A 20303-nucleotide genomic window follows, 5' to 3' on the forward strand; every position below is an offset into this window, starting at 1 on the left:
CCGGTTGCAGCCGATAATGGATATTTCTCTCTGGCTGGCGCACAAGCGGCGCGCGCTTGCCCATCCGGTTGACGGCGCGGATTTCCTCATGCGCCGCACGGCCGAGGATCTTGCCGACCGGCTGGATGCCGTCGAGCGCCGGTTCGGCAAGGCAGCGGTGCTGTTTTGCCAGACGCCGGCGGCAGCCGAAACGCTTGCCGAGAGCTGCAAGGTCGCGCACATTGTCCGCGTCGAGGCGGACACGGCTTTCCTGACTGGCGGCGGCGTCGGCTTGATCGCACCGCTCGAAACCGTGCCGTTCGAACCGGAAAGCCTCGATCTGGCGGTCTCCCTTCTGTCGCTGCAGGCGATGAACGATGTCCCGGGCATGCTGATCCAGATCCGCCGCGCGCTGCGGCCGGACGGGCTTTTCCTCGGCGCCTTTGCCGGCGCCGGCACGCTTTTCGAGTTGCGCGAAAGCCTGCTTGCGGCCGAGACCGAGCTTTACGGCGGCGCCAGCCCGCGTGTCATCCCGTTCACCGATGTGCGCGATGCCGGCGCGCTACTGCAGCGCGCCGGTCTCGCTCTGCCGGTCGCCGACGTCGAGACGGTGACGGTGCGCTATGCCAGCCTGTTCGGCCTGATGGCGGATCTGCGGGCCATGGGCGAAACCAGCGCGCTCACCGATCGCAGCCGCCGGCCCGGGGCACGCAAGCTGTTTGCCCGCGCGGCTGAAATCTACGCCGAGCGGTTTTCCGACCTCGACGGCCGCGTAAGGGCAAGTTTCTCGATTGTCTGGATGTCCGGCTGGGCGCCCGACGCCTCGCAGCAAAAACCGCTGAAGCCGGGTTCGGCCAAGGTCTCGCTGAAGACGATACTGGAGGCTCCCGACGGGCAATGATCCGGTCCGTGGACACGGACAGCCAGGTCAGGGTGCGAAGGCGTTCGCAAGCCTGCTGCTGTTGTCGCTGAACAGCCAGGTGATCGAGTTGGAGACCTGACCTATGCCGCCGACAATCGCCAGCGACAGCACGGCGATGATAAGGCCATATTCGATGGCCGTGGCGCCGTTCTCGTCCTTCAGAAATCCCAGCAGCACTGCTTTCATGACCTCAACCCCTCTCGCCAGGACCTTACCGCCGATCTGTTAAGAAAGGTTAACGGCAAAGGCTTAACAGGCGGTGAAACCGCCGCCTTGCCGAAATCTCTTAACCATGTCAGCAGTCGCCGCTGCTTCTGCCATTGGACCTGATGATGCAGACCGAACTGGGTTGCGGCTGCAGCACGCTGCGGCGCACCGTATAGGTTTCGCGATGGCTGACCGAGCCGGTGGCCGTCATGTCGAGCCCGACGGCAAGATCATCGCGGGCCGACAGCGAACGCGTCTGGCTATCGAGGAAAGGTGCCGCGATCAGCGCCAGCGCCACCGCGGCCGAACCGAACAGAAGCGTGATGCGCAATATGCCCATGCCCGCGTCGGCGGTGCGAAAACCGCGCTCGGGCCGGATCGAGTCCCAATCCCTGTCTAGGCTCATTCTATCGCTCCCCAGCGAATCGGCGGCGCGGCCGCGAACGACCTTGCTTCACTTTTTCATGACGAGATAAATCTTCCATTAACGCTGGCTGATACGACGCCTCGACCGGCAAGCCGGACGGGCGCCCCTCAAAGAAGATCGATGAGGAACGGGATCAGCGGCGCATCGGCCGGCGGCATTGGATAGTCGCGCATCTGCTTTGGCCGCACCCATTTCAGCCCCTGCCCTTCCCTGGGCTGGGCGATGCCTCGGAAGCGGCGGCAGATGAACAGCGGCATCAGCAGGTGGAAATCGTCGTAGGAATGACTGGCGAAAGTGAGCGGCGCCAGGCAGGGGATGTCGGTCTCGATGCCGATTTCCTCGTGCAGTTCACGAATGATGCACTGTTCGGGCGTCTCGCCGGGCTCGACCTTGCCACCGGGAAATTCCCACAGGCCAGCAAGTTGCTTGCCCTCGGGCCGCTGTGCCAGCAGCACGCGGCCATCGGCATCGACCAGCGCGCAGGCGGCGACCAGGAGCAGGCGCTTGCCGGCGATCGCCACATCACTCATGCCCAATTTCACCCATGAACAGGCGGCCGGCGATAGTGATAGCGATAGACCTCGTCGAAGCCGAGCGAACGATAGAGCGCCAGCGCCGGCACATTGCCGGCCTCGACCTGCAGCCAGGCTTCGCGGGCGCCACGCAGCCGCGCCCATTTCAGCGCCGACAGGATCAGGTTGCGGCCGTGGCCCTTGTTGCGCGCCGACTTGTCGGTGGCGATCTCGAACAGGCCGGCGAGATCGCCGTCGTGCACGCAGATCAGCGTCGCCAGCGGGTCGGCTCCATCTTCGAGCGCGAACAGCCCGGCCTCGGGCTGGATGGCGCCGATGATCTCCGACAGGCCGGGTCGCAACGAAACGTCCGAACCGCTGACCTTGAGCGACGCGCCGATGAAGCGACTGATATCCTTCAGCGGGATCTGGTCCATGGCGGCATCGAGTTGCGCGTCGGCCAGCGGCAGCCGCATCACCAGCGATTCGTCGAAACGGCTCCAGCCCTCGCGGTCGAGATGACTGGCGAGATCGGGACCCGACAGCGGTGACATGCGGAACGTCAGCGGCCTGCCATAGGCGTCGAAACGGCGGCTGGCCCGGCCGATGCGGTCGGCAATATGCTGGATGTCGCCGGGATCGAGCGGATTGACCGAATTCAGCCGCTTGGCCGGATGGCCGGCGGTCAGCCGCACCACCCAGGTGCCGTCATAATGGACCGCCGCTGCCGGCCAGGCGCGGAAGCCGGCCGCCTCGTAGCGGCGCACGATCGCGAGCATGCTTGCCGGATGCCTGGAAGCCAAAGCCATCAGCTCCGATAATCGCCATTGATGGCGACATATTCCTTGGTGAGATCGCAGGTCCACACCGTCGCCTTGCCGCGACCGATGCCGATATCGGCACGGATGCGGATATCGTCGCGCCTCATGTAGGCCGAGGTCGCTTCCTCGGAATAGCCGGGATCGCGCTCGCCCTCATGCGCCAGCCGGTTTTCGCCGAACCAGATCGACAACCGGTCGCGGTCAGCGGGCTCGCCAGCCTTGCCGACGGCCATGACGACACGCCCCCAATTGGCGTCCTCGCCGGCGACCGCGGTCTTGACCAGCGGCGAATTGGCGATCGACAGCGCGATGCGCTTGGCCGACCGCGCCGACTTGGCGCCGGTGACGGTGACTTCGACCTGCTTGCGGGCGCCCTCGCCGTCGCGCACCACTTGCAGCGCCAGCGATTTCAGCACCTTGCCGAGCGCCCGGCGGAACGCGCCAAGGCGGGCATCCTTCGGGTCCGTTATATCAGGCGCGCCACGGCTGGCGGCCTTGCCGGTGGCAAAGAACAGCAGCGTGTCGCTGGTCGAAGTGTCGCTGTCGACGGTGACCGCGTTGAAGGTCTTGGCCGTGCCGCGCGACAACAGGTCCTGCAACACGGGTGCGGCGATCGGCGCGTCGGTGGCGACGAAGGACAGCATCGTTGCCATGTCGGGCGCGATCATCCCGGCGCCCTTGGAGATGCCGTTGATGGTGACATCGGTGTCGCCGAGCTTGACGGTTGCGGTCGCCACTTTCGGATAGGTATCCGTGGTCATGATCGCCTTTGCCGCTTCGGTCCACAAACCAGGCTTGCCGTTGCTGACCAGTCCCGCCAGCAAATGGCTGAACTTGCTGGTGTCGAGCGGCTCGCCGATGACGCCGGTCGAGGCCAGGAAAACCTCGCTCGCCTTGCAGCCGGCAGCCTTCGCCGCGGCTTCGCCCGTCAGTGCAGTGGACTCGCGGCCCTTCTTGCCGGTGAAGGCGTTGGCGTTCCCGGAATTGACGACCAGCACCCGCGCCTTGCCGGCGCCGAGATTCTGCCGGCAGAAATCGACCGGCGCCGAGGGGCATTTCGATTTCGTGAACACACCGGCGACCGCGGTGCCTTCATCGAACACCATGGTCAGCAGGTCGGTGCGGTTCTTGTACTTTATCCCCGCCTCGGCGGTGGCGATGCGCACCCCCTCAATGGCCGGCATCTTGGGGTATTTCTTCGGCGCAAGCGGCGAAATCGTCGTGGACATGGGGACCTCGGGCGGGAAAATCGCAAGGGAAGGCCGGTTTGCCCGATACGACGCGCGGGCGCAAGGGCGTTTCGCTTGTCGCCAGGGGCGGAAACCCAATCGGGATTAAGCCTGCATTTCAAATCTGTTGGCGTCGCCGGGGCCGATGACGTTATGATCTTCCGCGAGGGCAGGCTTGCGATCCTCGCATGGGCATTTCTGGGACTTTTGCTGCTGAGCGTCGATGCACAGCCGCAACGGCGCGTGGCGCTGGTCATCGGCAACGGCACCTATGCCGAAGCCGGTACGCTGGCCAATCCGGTCAACGACGCGCTCGACATCGCCGACAAGCTGCGCTCCATCGGCTTCGAGGTCATCGAAGGCAATGATCTCGGCAAGCGTGAGCTCGAACGCAGCATCGGCGAGTTCTCCGACGCGCTCGAAGGCGCCGGCGTCGGGCTTTTCTACTATGCCGGCCACGGCCTGCAGGTCGAGGGGCGCAATTACATCGTGCCGGTCGACGCCAGGCTCGACATGCCGGTCAAGCTGCAACTCGAGGCCGTGCCGATCGACGAAGTCCTCGACATCATGGAACAGCAGACCAAGGTCAGCCTGGTGTTTCTCGATGCCTGCCGCAACAACCCGTTTGCCCGCAGCCTGAGCCGCACAGCCACCACCCGCTCGGCAACAGCGCTGGCCGGGCTGGCGCAGTTCGATTCGACGCGCGGCTCGTTCATTGCCTTCTCGACCGCGCCAGGTGCGGTCGCCATGGACGGAAGCGGGCGCAACTCGCCCTTCGCCGAAGCATTGCTGCGGCACATCGCCGAGCCCGGCCAGAGCATCAACGACATGATGATCGCGGTGCGCCGAGACGTGGTGTCGCAAACGCGCGAGGCGCAACGCCCCTGGGAGCAAGGCTCGCTGCTCGAGCGCTTCGAATTTGTCTCGGACGGACAACCCGCTCAGCCACCGAAGCCGGCCGCGGCTCCGGCGCCTTCGACTGAAGTTGCCGCGCTTGAACGCTCGGTGGGTGACGACAAGGGCTCGATCGAGAAATTCCTGCGCCGGGACTATCTAACGCCGGACACCAAGGCGATGAGCGAGACCGTCAAGCGGCTCTACGGCCCCTCCGCCACCATTTTCGGCACCCGCTACGACGCCGACGCCATCGTCAAGGTGAAGACCGACTGGTTCGCGCAGTGGGCCCTCCTGGTCGCTCGGCCTGGAGCCCGGCAGCCTGGAGGTCACCCCGCACGGCGAGGACCGCGCCGAGGCGGTCTTCGCGATGCGCTATGATTATCTGCCGAAGGACAAGTCGGCGGTGCGCCTGACCGGCAAGGCGCGGGTGACGCTTGGCCTGGTCAAGGCCGACGGCGGCTGGCGCATCGAGTCCGAGACATCGCAAGCGATGCAATAGACACCGGCCGGCGCCGCCATCGTCACCGGCTTTCAGAAGCCTGAAAACGGGCCGTTTCGTTTGATCGCCGGGTCACGTATATTGCCGGCGAAGTTGTTGACGAGGACGACAGGAATGGCCGCAGACGCCGATCCGGCGCGCAAATCGATTGGCGCTCGGCGCAATCCCGACAGCGCCGACGCCATTCTCGAAGCCGCCGAGGCAGTACTGGTCGAGGCCGGCTATGCCGGTTTCTCGATCGAGGCGGTGGCGCGGCGGGCTCGTGCCGGAAAACCCACCATCTATCGCTGGTGGCCGAGCAAGGCCGCATTGCTGCTTGAGGTCTACCAGCGCCAGAAACGCGTCGATGTTCCCGATACCGGCCGACTGGAGGAGGATCTCGTCGGCTTCCTGAAAAACCTGTTCGCCCACTGGCGCGAGACATCGTCTGGCAGCGTGTTCCGGTCGCTGATCGCCGAGGCGCAGTCGGATGATACGGCGTCCGCGTCACTTGCCGGCTATGCGCTCGGCCGACGCTCGCATACCGGCCAGATACTCGAACGCGCCAAGGCAAGGGGCGAAATCGGCGTCGACATCGATTCAGCGCTGGTCGCCGACCTGATCGCCTCTTTCGCCTGGAAGCATCTGTTGACCAACCGGCTCGACGAGGATGAAGCGACCATACGCAAGACGGTCAACTACGTGATGCGAGGCATAGCCGCACCCGGAAAGTAAAAAAGCGGCCGGCGCCGGCTGACAAAAAAGGGCGCGGCAACCCTTGGCTGCCGCGCCCTCTTCAAAAATTCCTTCAGGCTTACTTGGCGCTTTCCAGCGTCTCGACCGCCTTCTTCAGGTTCGCATCGGGGATCTCGACCTTGGCGCCGCCGCGCAGCGACTTGACCAGCGCAAAATACTTGTCGCGGATGACCGCCTGCTTGGCCTGGTCCTTGACGTCGTCGAACGCCGGCGGCTGCTTGGTGCGCTTGTCCTCGAGCTTGATGACATGCCAGCCGAACTGCGACTGCACCGGCTGCTCGGTGTATTTGCCGACCTCGAGCGCGAAGGCCGCCTTGTCGAACTCCGGCACCATCTGGCCAGGTCCGAACCAGCCGAGATCGCCGCCACTGGTCTTGCCTGAGGGATCGCTGGTGTGCTCGTTGGCGAGCTTCTGGAAGTCGGCGCCGCCGTCGAGCTGCTTGATGATGGCCTCGGCCTCTTCCTTCGTCTTCACGAGGATGTGACGGGCATGCACCTCGTTAGTGGGCGGCGTGTTGGCGATCTCCTGGTCATAGCGGGCGCGAACCTCGGCGTCGGTGACCTTGTCGACGACGCCCTTCTCGACCATCTCGCCATGCAGCGCGCGCTGCTGCAGGAAGGCCATGCGGCGCTGGAAGTCGGGATCCTTGTCGAGGCCGGTGGTGACCGCCTGGGCGGCCATGACGCGGATTTCGATGGCCGCCGAAAGGGCCGCGGCGCGGCGCTGCTCGGCCGGCAGCTGGGCGAATTGCTGCGACAGCTCGCCTTCGGCAAGCACGAGGTCGGCTTCGGTCAAGGGCTGGCCGTTGATCGTGGCGACCACGGTATTCGGATCGACCGGTGCCGCGGCAGGTGCTGCTGCATCCGCCGGAGCGGGAGCGGTCTGTTGCGCCATCAGCGGCGACAGCGAAAGGGCCGACAAGCCGAAGGCCAGACCAAAGCTGGCGAGCGACGCGCGGCGGAACAACAAGGACATAAGATGACTCCGGTAAGGGATTATGAGGGCGGGAAGGTTTCCAGATCAGCCGGATTGTGGCGGAATTTGGCGCGACCGGCAGGGCCAGCGCGGCGTTGACATCAGTTGAGCCCCCTCTTATCTGTCCAACGACTTTGCGTCCAGAACCGTTTTCCGGGCGCTTTTTGTGTTTGTCCGCGTTCACGTGGATTTGATGGGGCCGGCCGGCGCCCATCTCAAGATTGAGAATTCTATCGAAAGGACCATTGGATGGTCAGTCTCGGCGGTCTCGCCCGTAAGGTTTTCGGTTCCTCCAACGACCGTCGCGTCAAATCGACCCGGCCCCGTGTCGAGGCGATCAACGCCATGGAAAACGAGATGAGGGCGCTCTCCGACGAAGAGTTGGTCGCCCGCACCGCGAAATTCCGCCAGGACATCGCCAACGGCGCCACGCTCGATGACCTTTTGGTACCCGCCTTTGCCACCGCCCGCGAGGCGGCGCGCCGCGTGCTCGGCATGCGCCCCTTCGACGTCCAGCTGATCGGCGGCATGGTGCTGCACAATGGCGGCATTGCCGAGATGCGCACCGGCGAAGGCAAGACCCTGGTCGCGACGCTGCCGGTCTACCTCAACGCGCTCGCCGGCAACGGCGTCCACGTCGTCACCGTCAACGACTATCTCGCCACCCGCGACTCCGAATGGATGGGCCGCGTCTACAAGTTCCTCGGCCTCTCGGTCGGCGTCATCGTCCACGGCCTGTCCGACGAGGAGCGCCGCGTCGCCTACGCCGCCGACGTCACCTACGCCACCAACAACGAGCTCGGCTTCGACTATCTGCGCGACAACATGAAGTACGAGCGCGCCCAGATGGTGCAGCGCGGTCACAATTACGCGATCGTCGACGAAGTCGATTCCATCCTGGTCGACGAGGCGCGCACGCCGCTGATCATTTCCGGTCCGCTCGAGGACCGCTCGGAAATGTACAACACCATCGACACCTTCATCATCCAGCTGCAGCCGCAGGATTATGAGATCGACGAGAAGCAGAAGACCTCGATCTTCACCGAGGAAGGCACCGAGAAGCTGGAGAACCTGCTGCGCGACGCCGGCCTGCTCAAGGGCGAGTCGCTCTACGACGTCGAGAACGTCGCCATCGTCCACCATGTCAACAATGCGCTGAAGGCGCACCGGCTGTTCCAGAAGGACAAGGACTATATCGTCCGCAACGACGAGATCGTCATCATCGACGAGTTCACCGGCCGCATGATGCCGGGCCGCCGCTATTCGGAAGGCCTGCACCAGGCGCTCGAAGCCAAGGAGCATGTGGCGATCCAGCCGGAGAACCAGACGCTCGCCTCCGTCACCTTCCAGAACTATTTCCGCCTCTACAAGAAGCTCGCCGGCATGACCGGCACGGCGCTGACCGAGGCCGAGGAATTCGGCAACATCTACAATCTCGACGTCACCGAGATCCCGACCAACCTGCCCGTCATCCGCAAGGATGAGGACGACGAGGTCTACCGGACGGTCGAGGAGAAATACAAGGCGATCGTCAAGGAGATCCGAGAGGCCAGCGCCAAGGGCCAGCCGACGCTGGTCGGCACCACCTCCATTGAAAAGTCCGAGCAACTGGCCGAGCGCCTGCGCAAGGAAGGCTTCAAGGATTTCGAGGTGCTGAATGCCCGCCACCACGAGCGCGAGGCGGCGATTGTCGCCCAGGCCGGCAAGCCGGGCGCCATCACCATCGCCACCAACATGGCCGGCCGCGGCACCGACATCCAGCTCGGCGGCAATGCCGAGATGCGCATCGCCGACGAACTGGGCGACATGCCTGAGGGCCCCGAGCGCGAGGCCAAGGAAAAAGCGATCCGCGACGACATCGCCAGGCTGAAGGAAAAGGCGCTGGCCGCCGGCGGCCTGTACGTGCTCGCCACCGAACGCCATGAATCGCGCCGCATCGACAACCAGCTCAGAGGCCGCTCCGGCCGCCAGGGCGACCCCGGCCGCTCGAAATTCTTCCTGTCGCTGCAGGACGATCTGATGCGCATCTTCGGCTCCGAACGCATGGACGGCATGCTGCAGAAGCTCGGCCTCAAGGAAGACGAAGCGATCATCCATCCATGGATCAACAAGGCGCTGGAAAAGGCGCAGAAGAAGGTCGAGGCGCGCAACTTCGACATCCGCAAGAACCTGCTGAAATATGACGACGTCTCCAACGACCAGCGCAAGGTGGTGTTCGAGCAGCGCATCGAACTGATGGACGGCGAAGGCCTCTCGGAAATCATCGGCGAGATGCGCGAGGGCGTCATCGACGAGATCGTCGCCAAGGCCATCCCCGAAAATGCCTATGCCGAGCAGTGGGATGTTGCCGGGCTGAAGGCCGAGGTCGCCGAATTCCTCAATCTCGACCTGCCGGTCGAGGACTGGGCCAAGGAAGAGGGCATCGCCGAGGACGACATCCGCGAGCGCATCACCGAGGCCGCCGACGCCGCCGCCAAGGAACGCTCCGAGCGTTTCGGCCCCGAGGTGATGACCTATGTCGAACGTTCGGTGGTGCTGCAGACGCTCGACCATCTGTGGCGCGAGCACATCGTCAATCTCGACCATCTGCGTTCGGTCGTCGGCTTCCGCGGCTACGCCCAGCGTGATCCGCTGCAGGAGTACAAGGGCGAAGCGTTCGAGCTGTTCCAGGCGATGCTGGGCAATCTGCGCCAGGCCGTCACCGCGCAATTGATGCGCGTCGAACTGGTCCGCCAGGCCGCCGAAGCACCGCCGCCCGAAGCGCCCGACATGTTCGGTACCCATATCGACGGCAGCACTGGCGAAAACGATTTTGACGGCGGCGAGACCGCCCTCCTGGTCCGCCCGGAGACCAACGCGATTGTCGCTCCCGAAGACCGCGACCCGAACAACCAGGCGACCTGGGGCAAGATCGGCCGCAACGAAGCCTGCCCCTGCGGCTCCGGCAAGAAGTACAAGCACTGCCACGGCGCGTTCGCCTAAGCGCGCGTTCTCCCTTCTCCCCGTTCACGGGGAGAAGGTGCCCGGAGGGCCGGATGAGGGGCGGCGCGGATCTTCGCGATTAGCCGATCCCCACCAGAGGCCGGCAGGCCATCGGGGGCGCTGTGGCGCCGCGCCTGGCTCGCTCAGGCGGCATCGCCCACGCACGTATATGCTCTTCGATCTCGCCGGCGACCTGCATGACGTCTGCCGGCATAGCGAATGCGCGCCCCGCGCATCGGCGGCCTTGCCGGCCCTTCGCTATGGCTCCGGGCGTTCGTCGCTCGAAAAGCCAAATCGTTGGCTTTTCGTCCGCTGTGCGGACCGCTCCTCACCCAACCGTTTCTTAATGTGTCTTTGATACACCAAAGCCTGAAAAGAGGCGGAAAACGGAGAGTAATCGGGGTGCGCTTTTCCGCGGCCACGACAGCCGGGCGGTTCTTGCCGCGGCGTTTGGCGCTGCGCATGGGGCCGTTGCTAGGCCGCATCGACGCCGTGCTGTTCACCGCCGACGAACGCGGCGAGGCCGGCCGCATGTCGGTCATCGCTTTCTCCATCCGCATCATCAGCGCCGTCATCGCCTTCGTGAGCCAGGTGCTGATGGCCCGCTGGATGGGCTCGTTCGAATACGGCATCTTCGTCCTCGTCTGGGTGACGATGGTCATCGTCGGCAACCTCGCCTGCCTTGGCTTCCACACCTCGGTCATCCGCTTCATTCCCGAATACCGCGAGCGCGGCATGCTGGCCGAATTGCGCGGCATCGTGCTGGCCAGCCGGCTGTTCGTGCTGATCGCCTCCACGCTCATCGCCGGGCTCGGCGCGCTCGGCGTCTGGCTGGCTTCGCCGTGGATAGAGAACTACTACGTGGTACCGTTCATCCTCGGCGTCATCTGCCTGCCGATGATCGCCATGTCCGACCTGCTGCAAGGGCTGGCGCGCGCCAATTCATGGGCGCTGTTCGCGCTGTCGCCGACCTATCTGATACGGCCGGTGCTGATCCTGCTGTTCATGGCGCTGATGCTGGTCGCCGGCTATGCGCCGGACGCCAAGACCGCCATCTTCGCTTCGATCGCCGCCACCTATGTCACCACGCTCGGTCAACTCATCGGCGTTACCCAACGCATGGACAAGAGAACCCCGGCAGGGCCGATGAAGGTGCATTTCGCGCAATGGTTCATCGTGTCGCTGCCGATCTTCCTGGTCGAAAGCTTCTTCTTCCTGCTCACCAATGCCGATGTCTTGATGGTCGGCGCCTATATGAATCCCAACGACGTCGCCGTCTATTTCGCCACGGTGAAGACGCTGGCGCTGGTGCATTTCGTCTATTTCGCCGTCAAGGCCGGTGTTGCCCAGCGCTATGCGCAGTTCACCCATGGCGAGCCGCAAAAGCTCGTCGCCTTCGCCCGCGAGACGGTGTCGTGGACCTTCTGGCCCTCGCTGCTGATGGCGCTGCTGGTGCTTGCCTTGGGTGAGCCGATGCTGGTGCTGTTCGGCCCTGAATTCAGCAGTGGCTATCCGCTGCTGTTCCTGCTCGTTTTCGGCGTCGTGGCCCGCGCCGCCGTCGGTCCGTGCGAAAGCCTGCTGACGATGAGCGGCAACCAGAACATCTGCGCCGCCGTCTATGCCATGACGCTGGCCTTCAACATCGGCCTCAACGTGATGCTGATCCCGCCTTTCGGCCTGTGGGGCGCGGCGATGGCCACCGCCTTTGCCATGATCTTCGAAGCCTGCGCGCTGTCCTTCACCGTGTGGCGCAAGCTCGGCATCGTCATGCTCATCTTCGTGCCTGCGAAAGGAGCCGCGTGATGGCCGCCATCCCGTTGCTTGAGGAAACCAGCGGCGGCACGGCCGGCGCCATGGTGTCCGGCCTTGCCGGGCTGACCCGCGACGCCGACCCCGCCCATATCGAAATTTTCGCCAACAACCGGCCGGAGCGAAAACTCGCCATCTACCCGGCATCGGCCGGCTTCGACCTGGTCGAGGAACTGGATTATCTCTGCACCCGCACGATCGAGCCGAACGTTTTCTTCAACCCGCGCTTCCTGGCGCCGGCCATGCCCCGGCTGGAGGATCGCGAGGTGCGGCTGGCGGTGATCCGCGACGGCGACGAATACCGCAACCGGTTGCGGCTGCTGGTGCCGTTCTCGGTGGAACGGCCGGGGATGCCGCTCGGCGTGCCGGTCATGCGCACGTGGTCGAGCCCGTTCGGCCCGCTCGGCACGCCGCTGGTCGATCGCGACGATCCGGTTGGCGTCGTCGAGGACTTCTTCTCGGTGCTGTCGCGCCCGCACCTCAAGCTGCCGAAAGTCTTCGTCCTGCCCGACATCCGGCTCGATGGCCCGGTGGCGAGCCTGCTTGCCACCGTGGCCGAGACGCGCGGCCTGATGCTGGTCACCACCGGCCAGACCCAGCGCCCCGCGCTGGACAGCGAAGCCGACGGAGACGAGTATCTTAAGGCCTCGCTGCGCCCGCACCATTATCGCGAGTTCCGGCGCCTGAAGCGGCGCCTCGGCGATCTCGGCAAACTGGAACATGCCGTGGCGCGCGGCCCTGAAGAGATCCGCCATGCCATCGAAAGCTTCCTGTCGCTGGAAGCAGCCGGCTGGAAAGGCCGCGAACGCACAGCCATGGCGATCGACCGCTACCGCGCCGCCTTCGCCCGCGAAGCCGTGCACCGGCTGGCCGAACAGGACATGTGCCGCATCCATTCGCTGACGCTCGACGGCCGCACCATTGCCTGCCTGATCGTCTTCGTCGAAGCCGGCATCGCCTACACCTGGAAGACGGCCTATGACGAGACGCTGGCCGCCTGTTCGCCGGGCACGCTGCTGATGATCGAGGTGACCAGGCAGCATCTCGACGATCCCAACATCATGATGACCGATTCCTGCGCCATGCCCGACCATCCGGTGATGAGCCGGCTATGGACCGAGCGCAAACCGATGGGCACGCTGGTGATCGGCCTGACGCCGGACGCCGACCGCCTCACCCGCCAGGCCGCTTCGCAGCTGCATCTCTACCGCGAGACCCGCAACATGGCCCGCCTGCTGCGCCTCCGGATGAAGAGCTTGCTGGGCCGGCGGTAGTAACTGATGCCAAACCGGAAATTGCGACAACCTGGTCTGTGGGCCGCGCTGCTGATTGGCCTTGCAATCACATTTGGAAATGCCTTCAGGCACACTGAGCTCAAGACGATCGAACCGTCGAAGTGCATTCCAACGGTTGTCGTGTCTGCCTCTGCAAGCCGTCTTGAGCCCAATAAGATCAGTGCCTGAAAATGGGATGCTGTCCCTAGCCGGGGTCTCAAGGCTGGATCGAACTGGCGTCCAGACCGAACAATCTATCAGCAATCACAAGACTTTATGTGCCCCTCGCCCGAGGCCGATAGTCTCAATGTACTTCAACGGGTAATCGCGCGCTGCCGCATATCTGATCGGTTCAGAGAAATCTGTACCAAACATTCCCGACCTCCATTACCATCCCCTCATGTCTCTCCATTGGTTCAACCCTCCGGTCTACGTTAGGACTGATCGACCTGGGCTCCGCTTCGGGGTCAGTCACGCCGAGGGCGCCGCTGAGCAACTCCTCAGGTGGACCAAGCGCGGCCCCAAGTGGAAGCAGGCGATTGAGACCTGCATGGCCGCCATTGAAGGAGACGTGCCCTCTCAGGACGCCCGCAGGGCATTCGAGGCAGCGGCCAAGGAAGAGAGCATGCTCCTTCCACCCGCTTAAGCCCCCTGACCGCCCAACCCTCACTCCATGTCAGGCACGTCCCCGCCAACAAAGAGCGTGGTCGGCTCCCCGCCGCAGGTCGCTATGGCCTCGTCGGCGGCAAGCTCCCAGTCGTCCACGGTAAATTGAGTTGCTGCTCCGTTGCCGTTTGGCTCACGCCGCGAACCATTAGGTGACCCTTGTCGGAACCTGCCGGCCATCTTGACCGTTCTGTATCAGCGGGCAACCGGCGAATCCGGGGCGTTCGCCAAGCGAAAAGAGCGAGTAGAAATGGCTGTCATCCTGATCGGTGCATTGCTCATTGTCGCTGGCATTGTCTACATGGCGCTCGCAGTCCTTAGTCGCGGGCGGCTTAGCGATCCGACGCCCTTTCCCGCGCCGCCCGATGGCCCGACGCCAAATCTCGCAACGCCAGGTCCCACACTTGAGCCGCGCCGTCGCGGGCTCGGTTTCCTCGGCCTGTCGCAAAACTGGCCCGGCCTACTGATGATCGGGATCGGCGTCATGTTGCTGTTGTCGGTGGTCGTCCTATAGGGCTTCAGCGTCCTCGTCGCCGCCCTTGCCCAGTAGAAGTCGCAACTCTCGTTCAACGACGCCTGCACGACGGCACAATCGGACAGCGCCAACCGGCAAGACCTGCCCGCCAGCCCGAATGTCATAATCTTCGCGCAAGACAGGAAGACGCTACCGAAATCTGACGGCTCGAAGAGATGACGTCGAAGAATGGTGCCCCTAGCCGGCATTTACATACGACCACAGCTAGCAATGGCCGTCGTCGCCCCGACAAACGCCCGACAGCGCAACCATTTGCGTCAGCGCCCGCCGCTACCGGGGCGATCGGCGGCCCGCGCACCTTGCACAGGGCTGTTCTATGGCTCCCCAGGCGAATTCGCCTACCCCGTCTCGCATTCCGGTAGTCGCACTGGTTTGGCGAGCCCTGCCAGCGCCTCGGGCTTGGCGCAAAGCGGGAAGCCGGCGAGCGGCATTGTCTCGATGAAACGACCGCGCTCCGTCTTGCTCGAGCTGAATTCATTGACCATGCCCTCGACGGTCAGGTCCGGATACCGTTTGAGGGTTTCCCTAACCGAAGCATTCGCCTCATCGATTCGACCCAGTGCCGCCAGGGAGCTGCTACGCATCACCCATTCCCATTTGCTGTAGTTATCGGGCGTCTTGCGTACCAGCATCTTCAAGGCGTCCTCATAGCGGCCAGCCATAAAATAGGCAGTGGAGTAGAAACCAGTTGCCCACATCGGGTAATTCGGGTCGAGCCGTATAACTTGGTCGACCAACTGAGCGCCGCGTTCGGGTTCGTCGAAGCCTGACGCAAAGCCGGAATAGAATGTCAGGATTTCGGCCGAACCGGGAGCGAGGCGGAGGGCCGTGTCCAGCTCGACCTTGGCGCGGGCGTTGTCGCCCTTGTCTTTGAGGCTCATGCCAAAAACGGCGTGCGCCTCGGCGTCGCTCGGATCGAGCCGCACCGCGCGTTCGGCCACATCGGCAGCCGCCTTGATCTCGCTCTCGGAATTGATACCGAAGCCAGCCAATATGTTATGAGCATGATAGAGTTCCACCCAGGCGCGGGCGAACTCCGGGTCCAGCTTGACAGCGAGGTTGAGCAGCCTAATGGCCTCCTCCTCATCCGCTACGGTAATCTTTTCAATCCTTTCGGTTCCGAGCAGATAGTAGTCATAGACAGTCAAGTTGTCCGGCCGTTTACGCTTCGCTGCAGCCCGCCCCGCTCCCTGAATCAGCCCCACGCCGTTGCCGAGACGGTTGGTGACCTGCTCGGCGATCTCGGTTTGCACGGCGAATACGTCTTCAGCAGGCCGGTCCCATCGCTCCGACCACAGATGGTTGCCGGTTTTTGCATCGATCAACTGCGCGGTGATCCGCAGCCGACCGCCCTGGCGCTGGATCGAGCCTTCCAGCACATAGCCGACGTCGAGCGCACTCGCGACCTGGCGGACATCCACCGACTTGCCTTTGTACGCTTGCGTCGAATTGCGTGCCACGACGTCGAGTTCGGGAAACTGCGCGAGATCGGTGATGATGTCCTCGGTGAGGCCATCGGCCAGACGCCCGGTGGCGTCGTCGCCGCCAAAGTTGTTGAAGGGCAGCACTGCGACCGACGGCTTGGCCCCCAGTGGCGTAGGCTGAAAGAACCACCAGGTCCCTCCACCCGCCAGAGCCAGCACCACGATGGCCGCCGCAGCCTTCCTGGTCCAGCGCGGCATCGCCTTGCGCAAGGTCCAGCGCGGCCGCTTGCCATCGAGCCTTAGCCGGTACATCCGCACCGGACGGCTGATATTCTTTACTTGTTGCTCGCCAGCGAAATCGAGGGACCAATCAAGCTTGCCTTGCAGATGGTCAAAGGCTGTGCCCGACACGATCACGCCGCCAGCATCAGCGAGTTGCTGCAATCGCGCGGCGACATTGACGCCATCGCCATAGACATCGCCGTCAACCAGCGCAACGTCACCCAGATTGACCCCGATGCGGAACACGATGCGCTCAGGCTCGGGTAGACCTTCATTGCGCGCGGCCGCCGCGCTTTGGATTTCCGCTGCGCAGGCGACTGCGTCGACCACGCTGTCGAAGGCGACAAGCGCGCCATCGCCCATGAGCTTGATGAGGCGGCCATGGTGCAGGGAGATGGTGGGGTCGAACAGCTCGGCACGAACGGATTTCAATCGCTCAATGGTGCCGGCCTCATCGGCCTCCATCGCCTTTGAATAGCCGACCATATCGGCCGCCAGGATCGCCAGCATCTTCCGGTCGAGCGGGGAACTACTCACCATCGTGCCCCTGCATGTACATGCAGTATGCCGATCACCCTACACCCATCGAAGTGGCGCCGCTACCACACCGCCAAAACGGCATGTCTGCTGTTGGCCAAACTATCGAGGTGAGCATGCCGCAAATTGGATGCCCTAGGCATCCTTCTTTGGTCATTTTGTCCGCAGAATTGACGCTCCCGCCGACACCAATGGCCGCTTCGGGGAAGCTGAATGATAGCGGTGGGACTGTTGGTCAACGGCGGGAATGGGCCGTGAATGACGTTCTTCGTGACGATGGCGATCATCAACTTACTTCAAACCCCTGTCGTCCCTCGTCCGACGCCGGAGGATGTTTGCTTGAGGCTGGAAAGCCGCAGCGGTCATGACCCCAACAGGTAGGCATACAAACCAATACCCCCATTTTCGCCTAGACGGCCATGGTACGGGCTACATAGGGCTGCCAACGAAGCCTTCTAAGGTGGATTTTCGGGTGGATGGAAATCCATCCAGTTCTTGTATCCTACTGGAAGTAAGCCATTTTCAGTAGGAAATTGGTGCCCCTAGCCGGAATCGAACCAGCACTCCTTGCGGAACTCGATTTTGAGCCGTCCATGAGCGGCTATGCTGAACCTCGCCGAATGCAAGTAAGAATGCGAAAACCTACTACGATCAAAGACTTGTCTTGCATCGTGGGGTCGCCAACCTTCTCCATGGCTTTCGGCAGTAGCCGGGAGCCGACCGCCTGAGTGCCCCTATTCGGCTCCTAGAATTTTGAGGTTCGGAGACGATAGATGGCCAAAATCAAGCTCACAAAGACCGCGGTGGATGCCGCAACCCCGAGGGACCACGACTATGAACTCCGGGATACGACCGTACCCGGATTTATGGTGAAAGTCACACCAGCGGGGCGCAAGATATTCATGCTCCAGTATCAAACCAACTCTGGAGTTCGCCGAAAGCCCGCCATCGGACGCTTCGGAGAACTGACCGTCGAGCAGGCACGAAAGATCGCCCAAGACTGGCTGGCCGAGGTCCGCCAAGGAAATGACCCCAGCGCTGAGAAGTCCGCCGCTCGCGCCGCGCCGACCATGAAGCAGCTCTGCGAGAAGTTCATCGAAGAGTATTCCAAGTTGCACAACAAGCCGAACACGGTCGAAGGCAATGAGCTCAACATCAAGAACCATATCGTCCCGCGCCTCGGCCAGATGAAGGTCCACGAGGTGACGCGAGCGGATATTTCAACTCTCATGACGGCGCTCTCCGACCGTCCGATCATCGCAAATCGGACGCTCGCTTGCCTCCGCAAGATGTTCAATCTCTCCGAGATTTGGGGCTATCGGCCGGACGGGTCGAATCCCTGCCGCCATGTGCAGAAGTATGCAGAGAAGGGTTCGACGCGGTTCATCACCGACGACGAGATGCGCAAGCTCTTCACCTATCTCGACGCCGCGGAGCGTGACGGGCTCGAACATCCGTTCCTGATCCTGGCGATCCGCCTGCAATTCGAGTTCGCCGCTCGGATGTCAGAAGTGCTGTCACTCGAATGGTCTTGGATAGACCTTGAACAGCGCCGCGTCACTTGGCCGGACAGCAAGACCGGCGACATGATCAAGCCGCTCAGCGACGAGGGCCACCATCTTCTGAGCGAAGCGCCACGCTTCGAAGACTCGCCCTTCGTCTGCCCATCCATTTTCGATCCCGACAAATCGATGACGGTGAACACCTATCATCACGGGTGGCGACGGGTCCTGAAGCGCGCAGGCATTCCCCATGTCGGAACGCACGGCATCCGGCATCGCGCCGCGACGGACATTGCCAATTCCGGCGTGCCGTTGAAGGTCGGCATGGCCCTGACCGCCCACAAGACCGTCGCGATGTTCATGCGCTACATTCACAACGAGGATGACCCAGTCCGCTTGGCCGCTGACGTGGTCGCAGCCCGTCGCCGATTGGTTGTGACGCCCAACGCGCCGGCAATCATCCTGCCCGCGCCGGAGGCTGTCGAAGCCGCGCCGAGCAAAGCGCCGGAGCCGGCAAAGGAGGTCAGACCGTCAGCCCCGCTGACGGGCCTCGAAGATGGGAAATACCCGTCCCGTACCAAGGTTGGAACGACGCGCCCATGTTTTCGTTCTTTCAGCATACGGTGGGCGTCAGCACCGTGACCGCATACCTCGATCAGATTCCTCAGCCGCCGTGCTGGATCACGCGGGGGCCGGGTGGATCGGGCTTCGTTGAGGCGGCAAAAGCCGTGATCTTGTCGCGTAATTCCTGATTTTCCGAGCTGCCGGACGTCTCAGTCCGATCAAGGGCTTGGCTGTCGCAAATGTCTCGCGCAAAAAGTCGGCGCTGGGCGACCGATTTTTGCGACGGCCCCGAAGGCTCGTATTCACTCGTTGCCAGATTCTGATCTTCACGGCTCGAACTGCTGTGGTCATCGAGGTCGTCGCAGTCAGGATGTTGCCGCATGATCTGCCGCCTGTGATGGATATGGAGGGCGGAAGCCACCGCATTAGGCTAGTGCAAGAGACGCAGTGACCGCATCAGCTAGGTCAGAGGGTGAGCAAGGTTTCGCAACCCATTTTCCTTTGAGGAAAATTGGGTCGTGATAGCCCGAACTCGCTGGACTTCCTGAATGAACAACAAACGGGATTTTGCGGGCGCAAAGCACTTTGGCGATTGATACGCAGTCCCCATCACGAAGGTCGATATCTAGCACCGCTACGTCGGGCGAGTTGGTCTTCAACCACTCCAGCGTGGCGGCGCACGATGAGAAAACGCCGAGAACATTGAAGCCCGCATTGCGCAGCGAGTACTCAACATCGAGCGCAATTAGCGCTTCGTCTTCTAAAAGAACAACTGATGCACACGTCTGGCGGTCCATCGCGCCCTCCCAGCCGGGGCGAGAGATTGATGGTCGCTCTCAAGCACCAGCGCCCTCACATTGGCTGGTGACGTTGTGAGTAAATCCCCCAGTGCGATTTTCGTCAATGGCGTCTCAAATCGACGGAAAATCCGAGGGGTAGAATTGGACAGTTGCGGAGCCCGGGTAGCCCCAAAATGGCGTAGCGAAGAGGAAGCTGTTGGGGCACCTTCGCAGCCATGTGCAACCTATACAACATCACCACCAGCCAAGAGGCCATCCGCCAGTGGACCCGCGCCTTACGGGACATTCTAGGCAACCTTGAGCCGTCCATTGACATTTATCCCAATCAGCCCGGCCCGGTGGTGCGCAATGCACCGGACGGCGAACGTGAGCTTGCAAGGCTGCTTGCCGACGCTATTGGAGCGGGTGAAGGGCAAGGCCGACTACGGCACCACCAATATCCGCAACCCGCAGTACGGCCGCAGCAGTATCTTGGAGTTGAGCGTGGTGCCGGTGACCAGCTTCGCGGAGCCCAGCCCCGTGGAGAACGACAAGGACTCCGAGACAGGCATCCAGGGGAACTACTGGTTCGCGCTGAACGAAGACCGCCCGCTGTTCTTCCTTGCTGGCCTCTGGACGCCTTGGCAGGGGTGCGCAAGGTGAAGGACGGCCCGGCGAGCACGAGGTCTATGGCTTCCTGACAACCGCGCCCAACGCCCTCATCAAGCCGATCCACAAGAAGGCG

General features: G+C 63.0%; 20 protein-coding genes. 11 read left to right on the forward strand and 9 right to left on the reverse strand.

Features of this window, described 5'->3' with window-relative positions:
- Positions 1-4: 4 nt before the first annotated feature.
- Positions 5-880, forward strand: coding sequence for a class I SAM-dependent methyltransferase (locus B5V02_RS37215; protein WP_111548899.1), 876 nt, complete (start codon positions 5-7; stop codon positions 878-880).
- A 27-nt stretch (positions 881-907) separates the two neighbouring features.
- On the opposite strand, the gene B5V02_RS37220 is transcribed toward B5V02_RS37215, so the two are convergent.
- The 5 genes from B5V02_RS37220 to argJ form a co-directional block, all read right to left on the reverse strand.
- Complete coding sequence (locus tag B5V02_RS37220; protein ID WP_111548900.1) at positions 908-1087, reverse strand: Flp family type IVb pilin; 180 nt, start codon at positions 1085-1087, stop codon at positions 908-910.
- 109 nt (positions 1088-1196) lie between these two features.
- Positions 1197-1514 carry a hypothetical protein gene (locus B5V02_RS37225; RefSeq protein ID WP_111548901.1) on the reverse strand — a complete coding sequence of 106 codons (318 nt, stop codon included), beginning with the start codon at positions 1512-1514 and terminating at the stop codon, positions 1197-1199.
- 128 nt (positions 1515-1642) lie between these two features.
- Positions 1643-2065: a (deoxy)nucleoside triphosphate pyrophosphohydrolase gene (locus B5V02_RS37230; protein ID WP_111548971.1), complete on the reverse strand. Its 423-nt coding sequence runs from the start codon at positions 2063-2065 to the stop codon at positions 1643-1645.
- A gap of 8 nt (positions 2066-2073) precedes the next feature.
- Positions 2074-2826 (reverse strand): GNAT family N-acetyltransferase, encoded by a 753-nt coding sequence (locus B5V02_RS37235; protein WP_111548972.1) that lies wholly within the window; start codon positions 2824-2826, stop codon positions 2074-2076.
- Between the two features lie 29 nt (positions 2827-2855).
- On the reverse strand, positions 2856-4097 hold the full coding sequence (gene argJ / locus B5V02_RS37240) for a bifunctional glutamate N-acetyltransferase/amino-acid acetyltransferase ArgJ (RefSeq protein ID WP_111548902.1): 1242 nt from the start codon (positions 4095-4097) through the stop codon (positions 2856-2858).
- Between the two features lie 153 nt (positions 4098-4250).
- On the opposite strand from argJ, the gene B5V02_RS37245 reads away from it, so the two are divergent.
- The 3 genes from B5V02_RS37245 to B5V02_RS37250 all read left to right on the forward strand — a co-directional run bounded on the left by B5V02_RS37245 (position 4251) and on the right by B5V02_RS37250 (position 6207).
- Positions 4251-5372 carry a caspase family protein gene (locus tag B5V02_RS37245; RefSeq protein ID WP_245446375.1) on the forward strand — a complete coding sequence of 374 codons (1122 nt, stop codon included), beginning with the start codon at positions 4251-4253 and terminating at the stop codon, positions 5370-5372.
- On the forward strand, positions 5362-5493 hold the full coding sequence (locus B5V02_RS42345) for a nuclear transport factor 2 family protein (protein ID WP_281005062.1): 132 nt from the start codon (positions 5362-5364) through the stop codon (positions 5491-5493). The genes B5V02_RS37245 and B5V02_RS42345 overlap by 11 nt, the downstream gene beginning before the upstream one ends.
- Positions 5494-5607: 114 nt before the next feature.
- Entirely contained in the window at positions 5608-6207 is a 600-nt protein-coding gene (locus B5V02_RS37250) for a TetR/AcrR family transcriptional regulator (protein ID WP_111548903.1), read from the forward strand.
- 79 nt (positions 6208-6286) lie between these two features.
- On the opposite strand, the gene B5V02_RS37255 is transcribed toward B5V02_RS37250, so the two are convergent.
- The gene (locus tag B5V02_RS37255) at positions 6287-7204 is read right to left on the reverse strand and encodes a peptidylprolyl isomerase (RefSeq protein WP_111548904.1); all 918 of its coding nucleotides are present in this window, start codon (positions 7202-7204) and stop codon (positions 6287-6289) included.
- Between the two features lie 249 nt (positions 7205-7453).
- On the opposite strand from B5V02_RS37255, the gene secA reads away from it, so the two are divergent.
- From secA to B5V02_RS37285, 5 genes are all read left to right on the forward strand, one after another.
- Positions 7454-10186: a preprotein translocase subunit SecA gene (secA, locus tag B5V02_RS37260; RefSeq protein WP_111548905.1), complete on the forward strand. Its 2733-nt coding sequence runs from the start codon at positions 7454-7456 to the stop codon at positions 10184-10186.
- A gap of 402 nt (positions 10187-10588) precedes the next feature.
- The gene (locus B5V02_RS37270) at positions 10589-11989 is read left to right on the forward strand and encodes an oligosaccharide flippase family protein (protein ID WP_111548907.1); all 1401 of its coding nucleotides are present in this window, start codon (positions 10589-10591) and stop codon (positions 11987-11989) included.
- Positions 11989-13269 (forward strand): GNAT family N-acetyltransferase, encoded by a 1281-nt coding sequence (locus tag B5V02_RS37275; protein ID WP_111548908.1) that lies wholly within the window; start codon positions 11989-11991, stop codon positions 13267-13269. Before B5V02_RS37270 ends, B5V02_RS37275 begins: the two co-directional genes overlap by 1 nt.
- A 400-nt stretch (positions 13270-13669) precedes the next feature.
- Positions 13670-13915, forward strand: a complete 246-nt coding sequence (locus B5V02_RS37280) for a DUF982 domain-containing protein (RefSeq protein WP_111548909.1) — start codon at positions 13670-13672, stop codon at positions 13913-13915.
- 201 nt (positions 13916-14116) lie between these two features.
- On the forward strand, positions 14117-14449 hold the full coding sequence (locus tag B5V02_RS37285) for a hypothetical protein (protein ID WP_245446376.1): 333 nt from the start codon (positions 14117-14119) through the stop codon (positions 14447-14449).
- A gap of 359 nt (positions 14450-14808) precedes the next feature.
- Here B5V02_RS37285 and B5V02_RS37290 read toward each other — a convergent pair whose 3' ends face one another.
- Positions 14809-16686 (reverse strand): adenylate/guanylate cyclase domain-containing protein, encoded by a 1878-nt coding sequence (locus tag B5V02_RS37290; protein ID WP_425374452.1) that lies wholly within the window; start codon positions 16684-16686, stop codon positions 14809-14811.
- Between the two features lie 800 nt (positions 16687-17486).
- Between B5V02_RS37290 and B5V02_RS37295 the strand changes: the two genes are divergently transcribed.
- Positions 17487-18857, forward strand: coding sequence for a tyrosine-type recombinase/integrase (locus B5V02_RS37295; protein ID WP_111548911.1), 1371 nt, complete (start codon positions 17487-17489; stop codon positions 18855-18857).
- Between the two features lie 22 nt (positions 18858-18879).
- Here B5V02_RS37295 and B5V02_RS40955 read toward each other — a convergent pair whose 3' ends face one another.
- Both B5V02_RS40955 and B5V02_RS37305 read right to left on the reverse strand, forming a co-directional pair.
- Complete coding sequence (locus tag B5V02_RS40955; protein WP_167458814.1) at positions 18880-19161, reverse strand: hypothetical protein; 282 nt, start codon at positions 19159-19161, stop codon at positions 18880-18882.
- Positions 19162-19204: 43 nt separating this feature from the next.
- Positions 19205-19576 carry a response regulator gene (locus B5V02_RS37305; RefSeq protein WP_111548912.1) on the reverse strand — a complete coding sequence of 124 codons (372 nt, stop codon included), beginning with the start codon at positions 19574-19576 and terminating at the stop codon, positions 19205-19207.
- Between the two features lie 369 nt (positions 19577-19945).
- Here B5V02_RS37305 and B5V02_RS42080 point away from each other — a divergent pair, with 369 nt between their 5' ends.
- Entirely contained in the window at positions 19946-20221 is a 276-nt protein-coding gene (locus B5V02_RS42080; RefSeq protein ID WP_245446377.1) for a hypothetical protein, read from the forward strand.
- Positions 20222-20303: the final 82 nt, after the last annotated feature.

Origin of the sequence: Mesorhizobium kowhaii, from assembly GCF_003253745.1 — a bacterium.
Taxonomy (GTDB): domain Bacteria; phylum Pseudomonadota; class Alphaproteobacteria; order Rhizobiales; family Rhizobiaceae; genus Mesorhizobium; species Mesorhizobium kowhaii.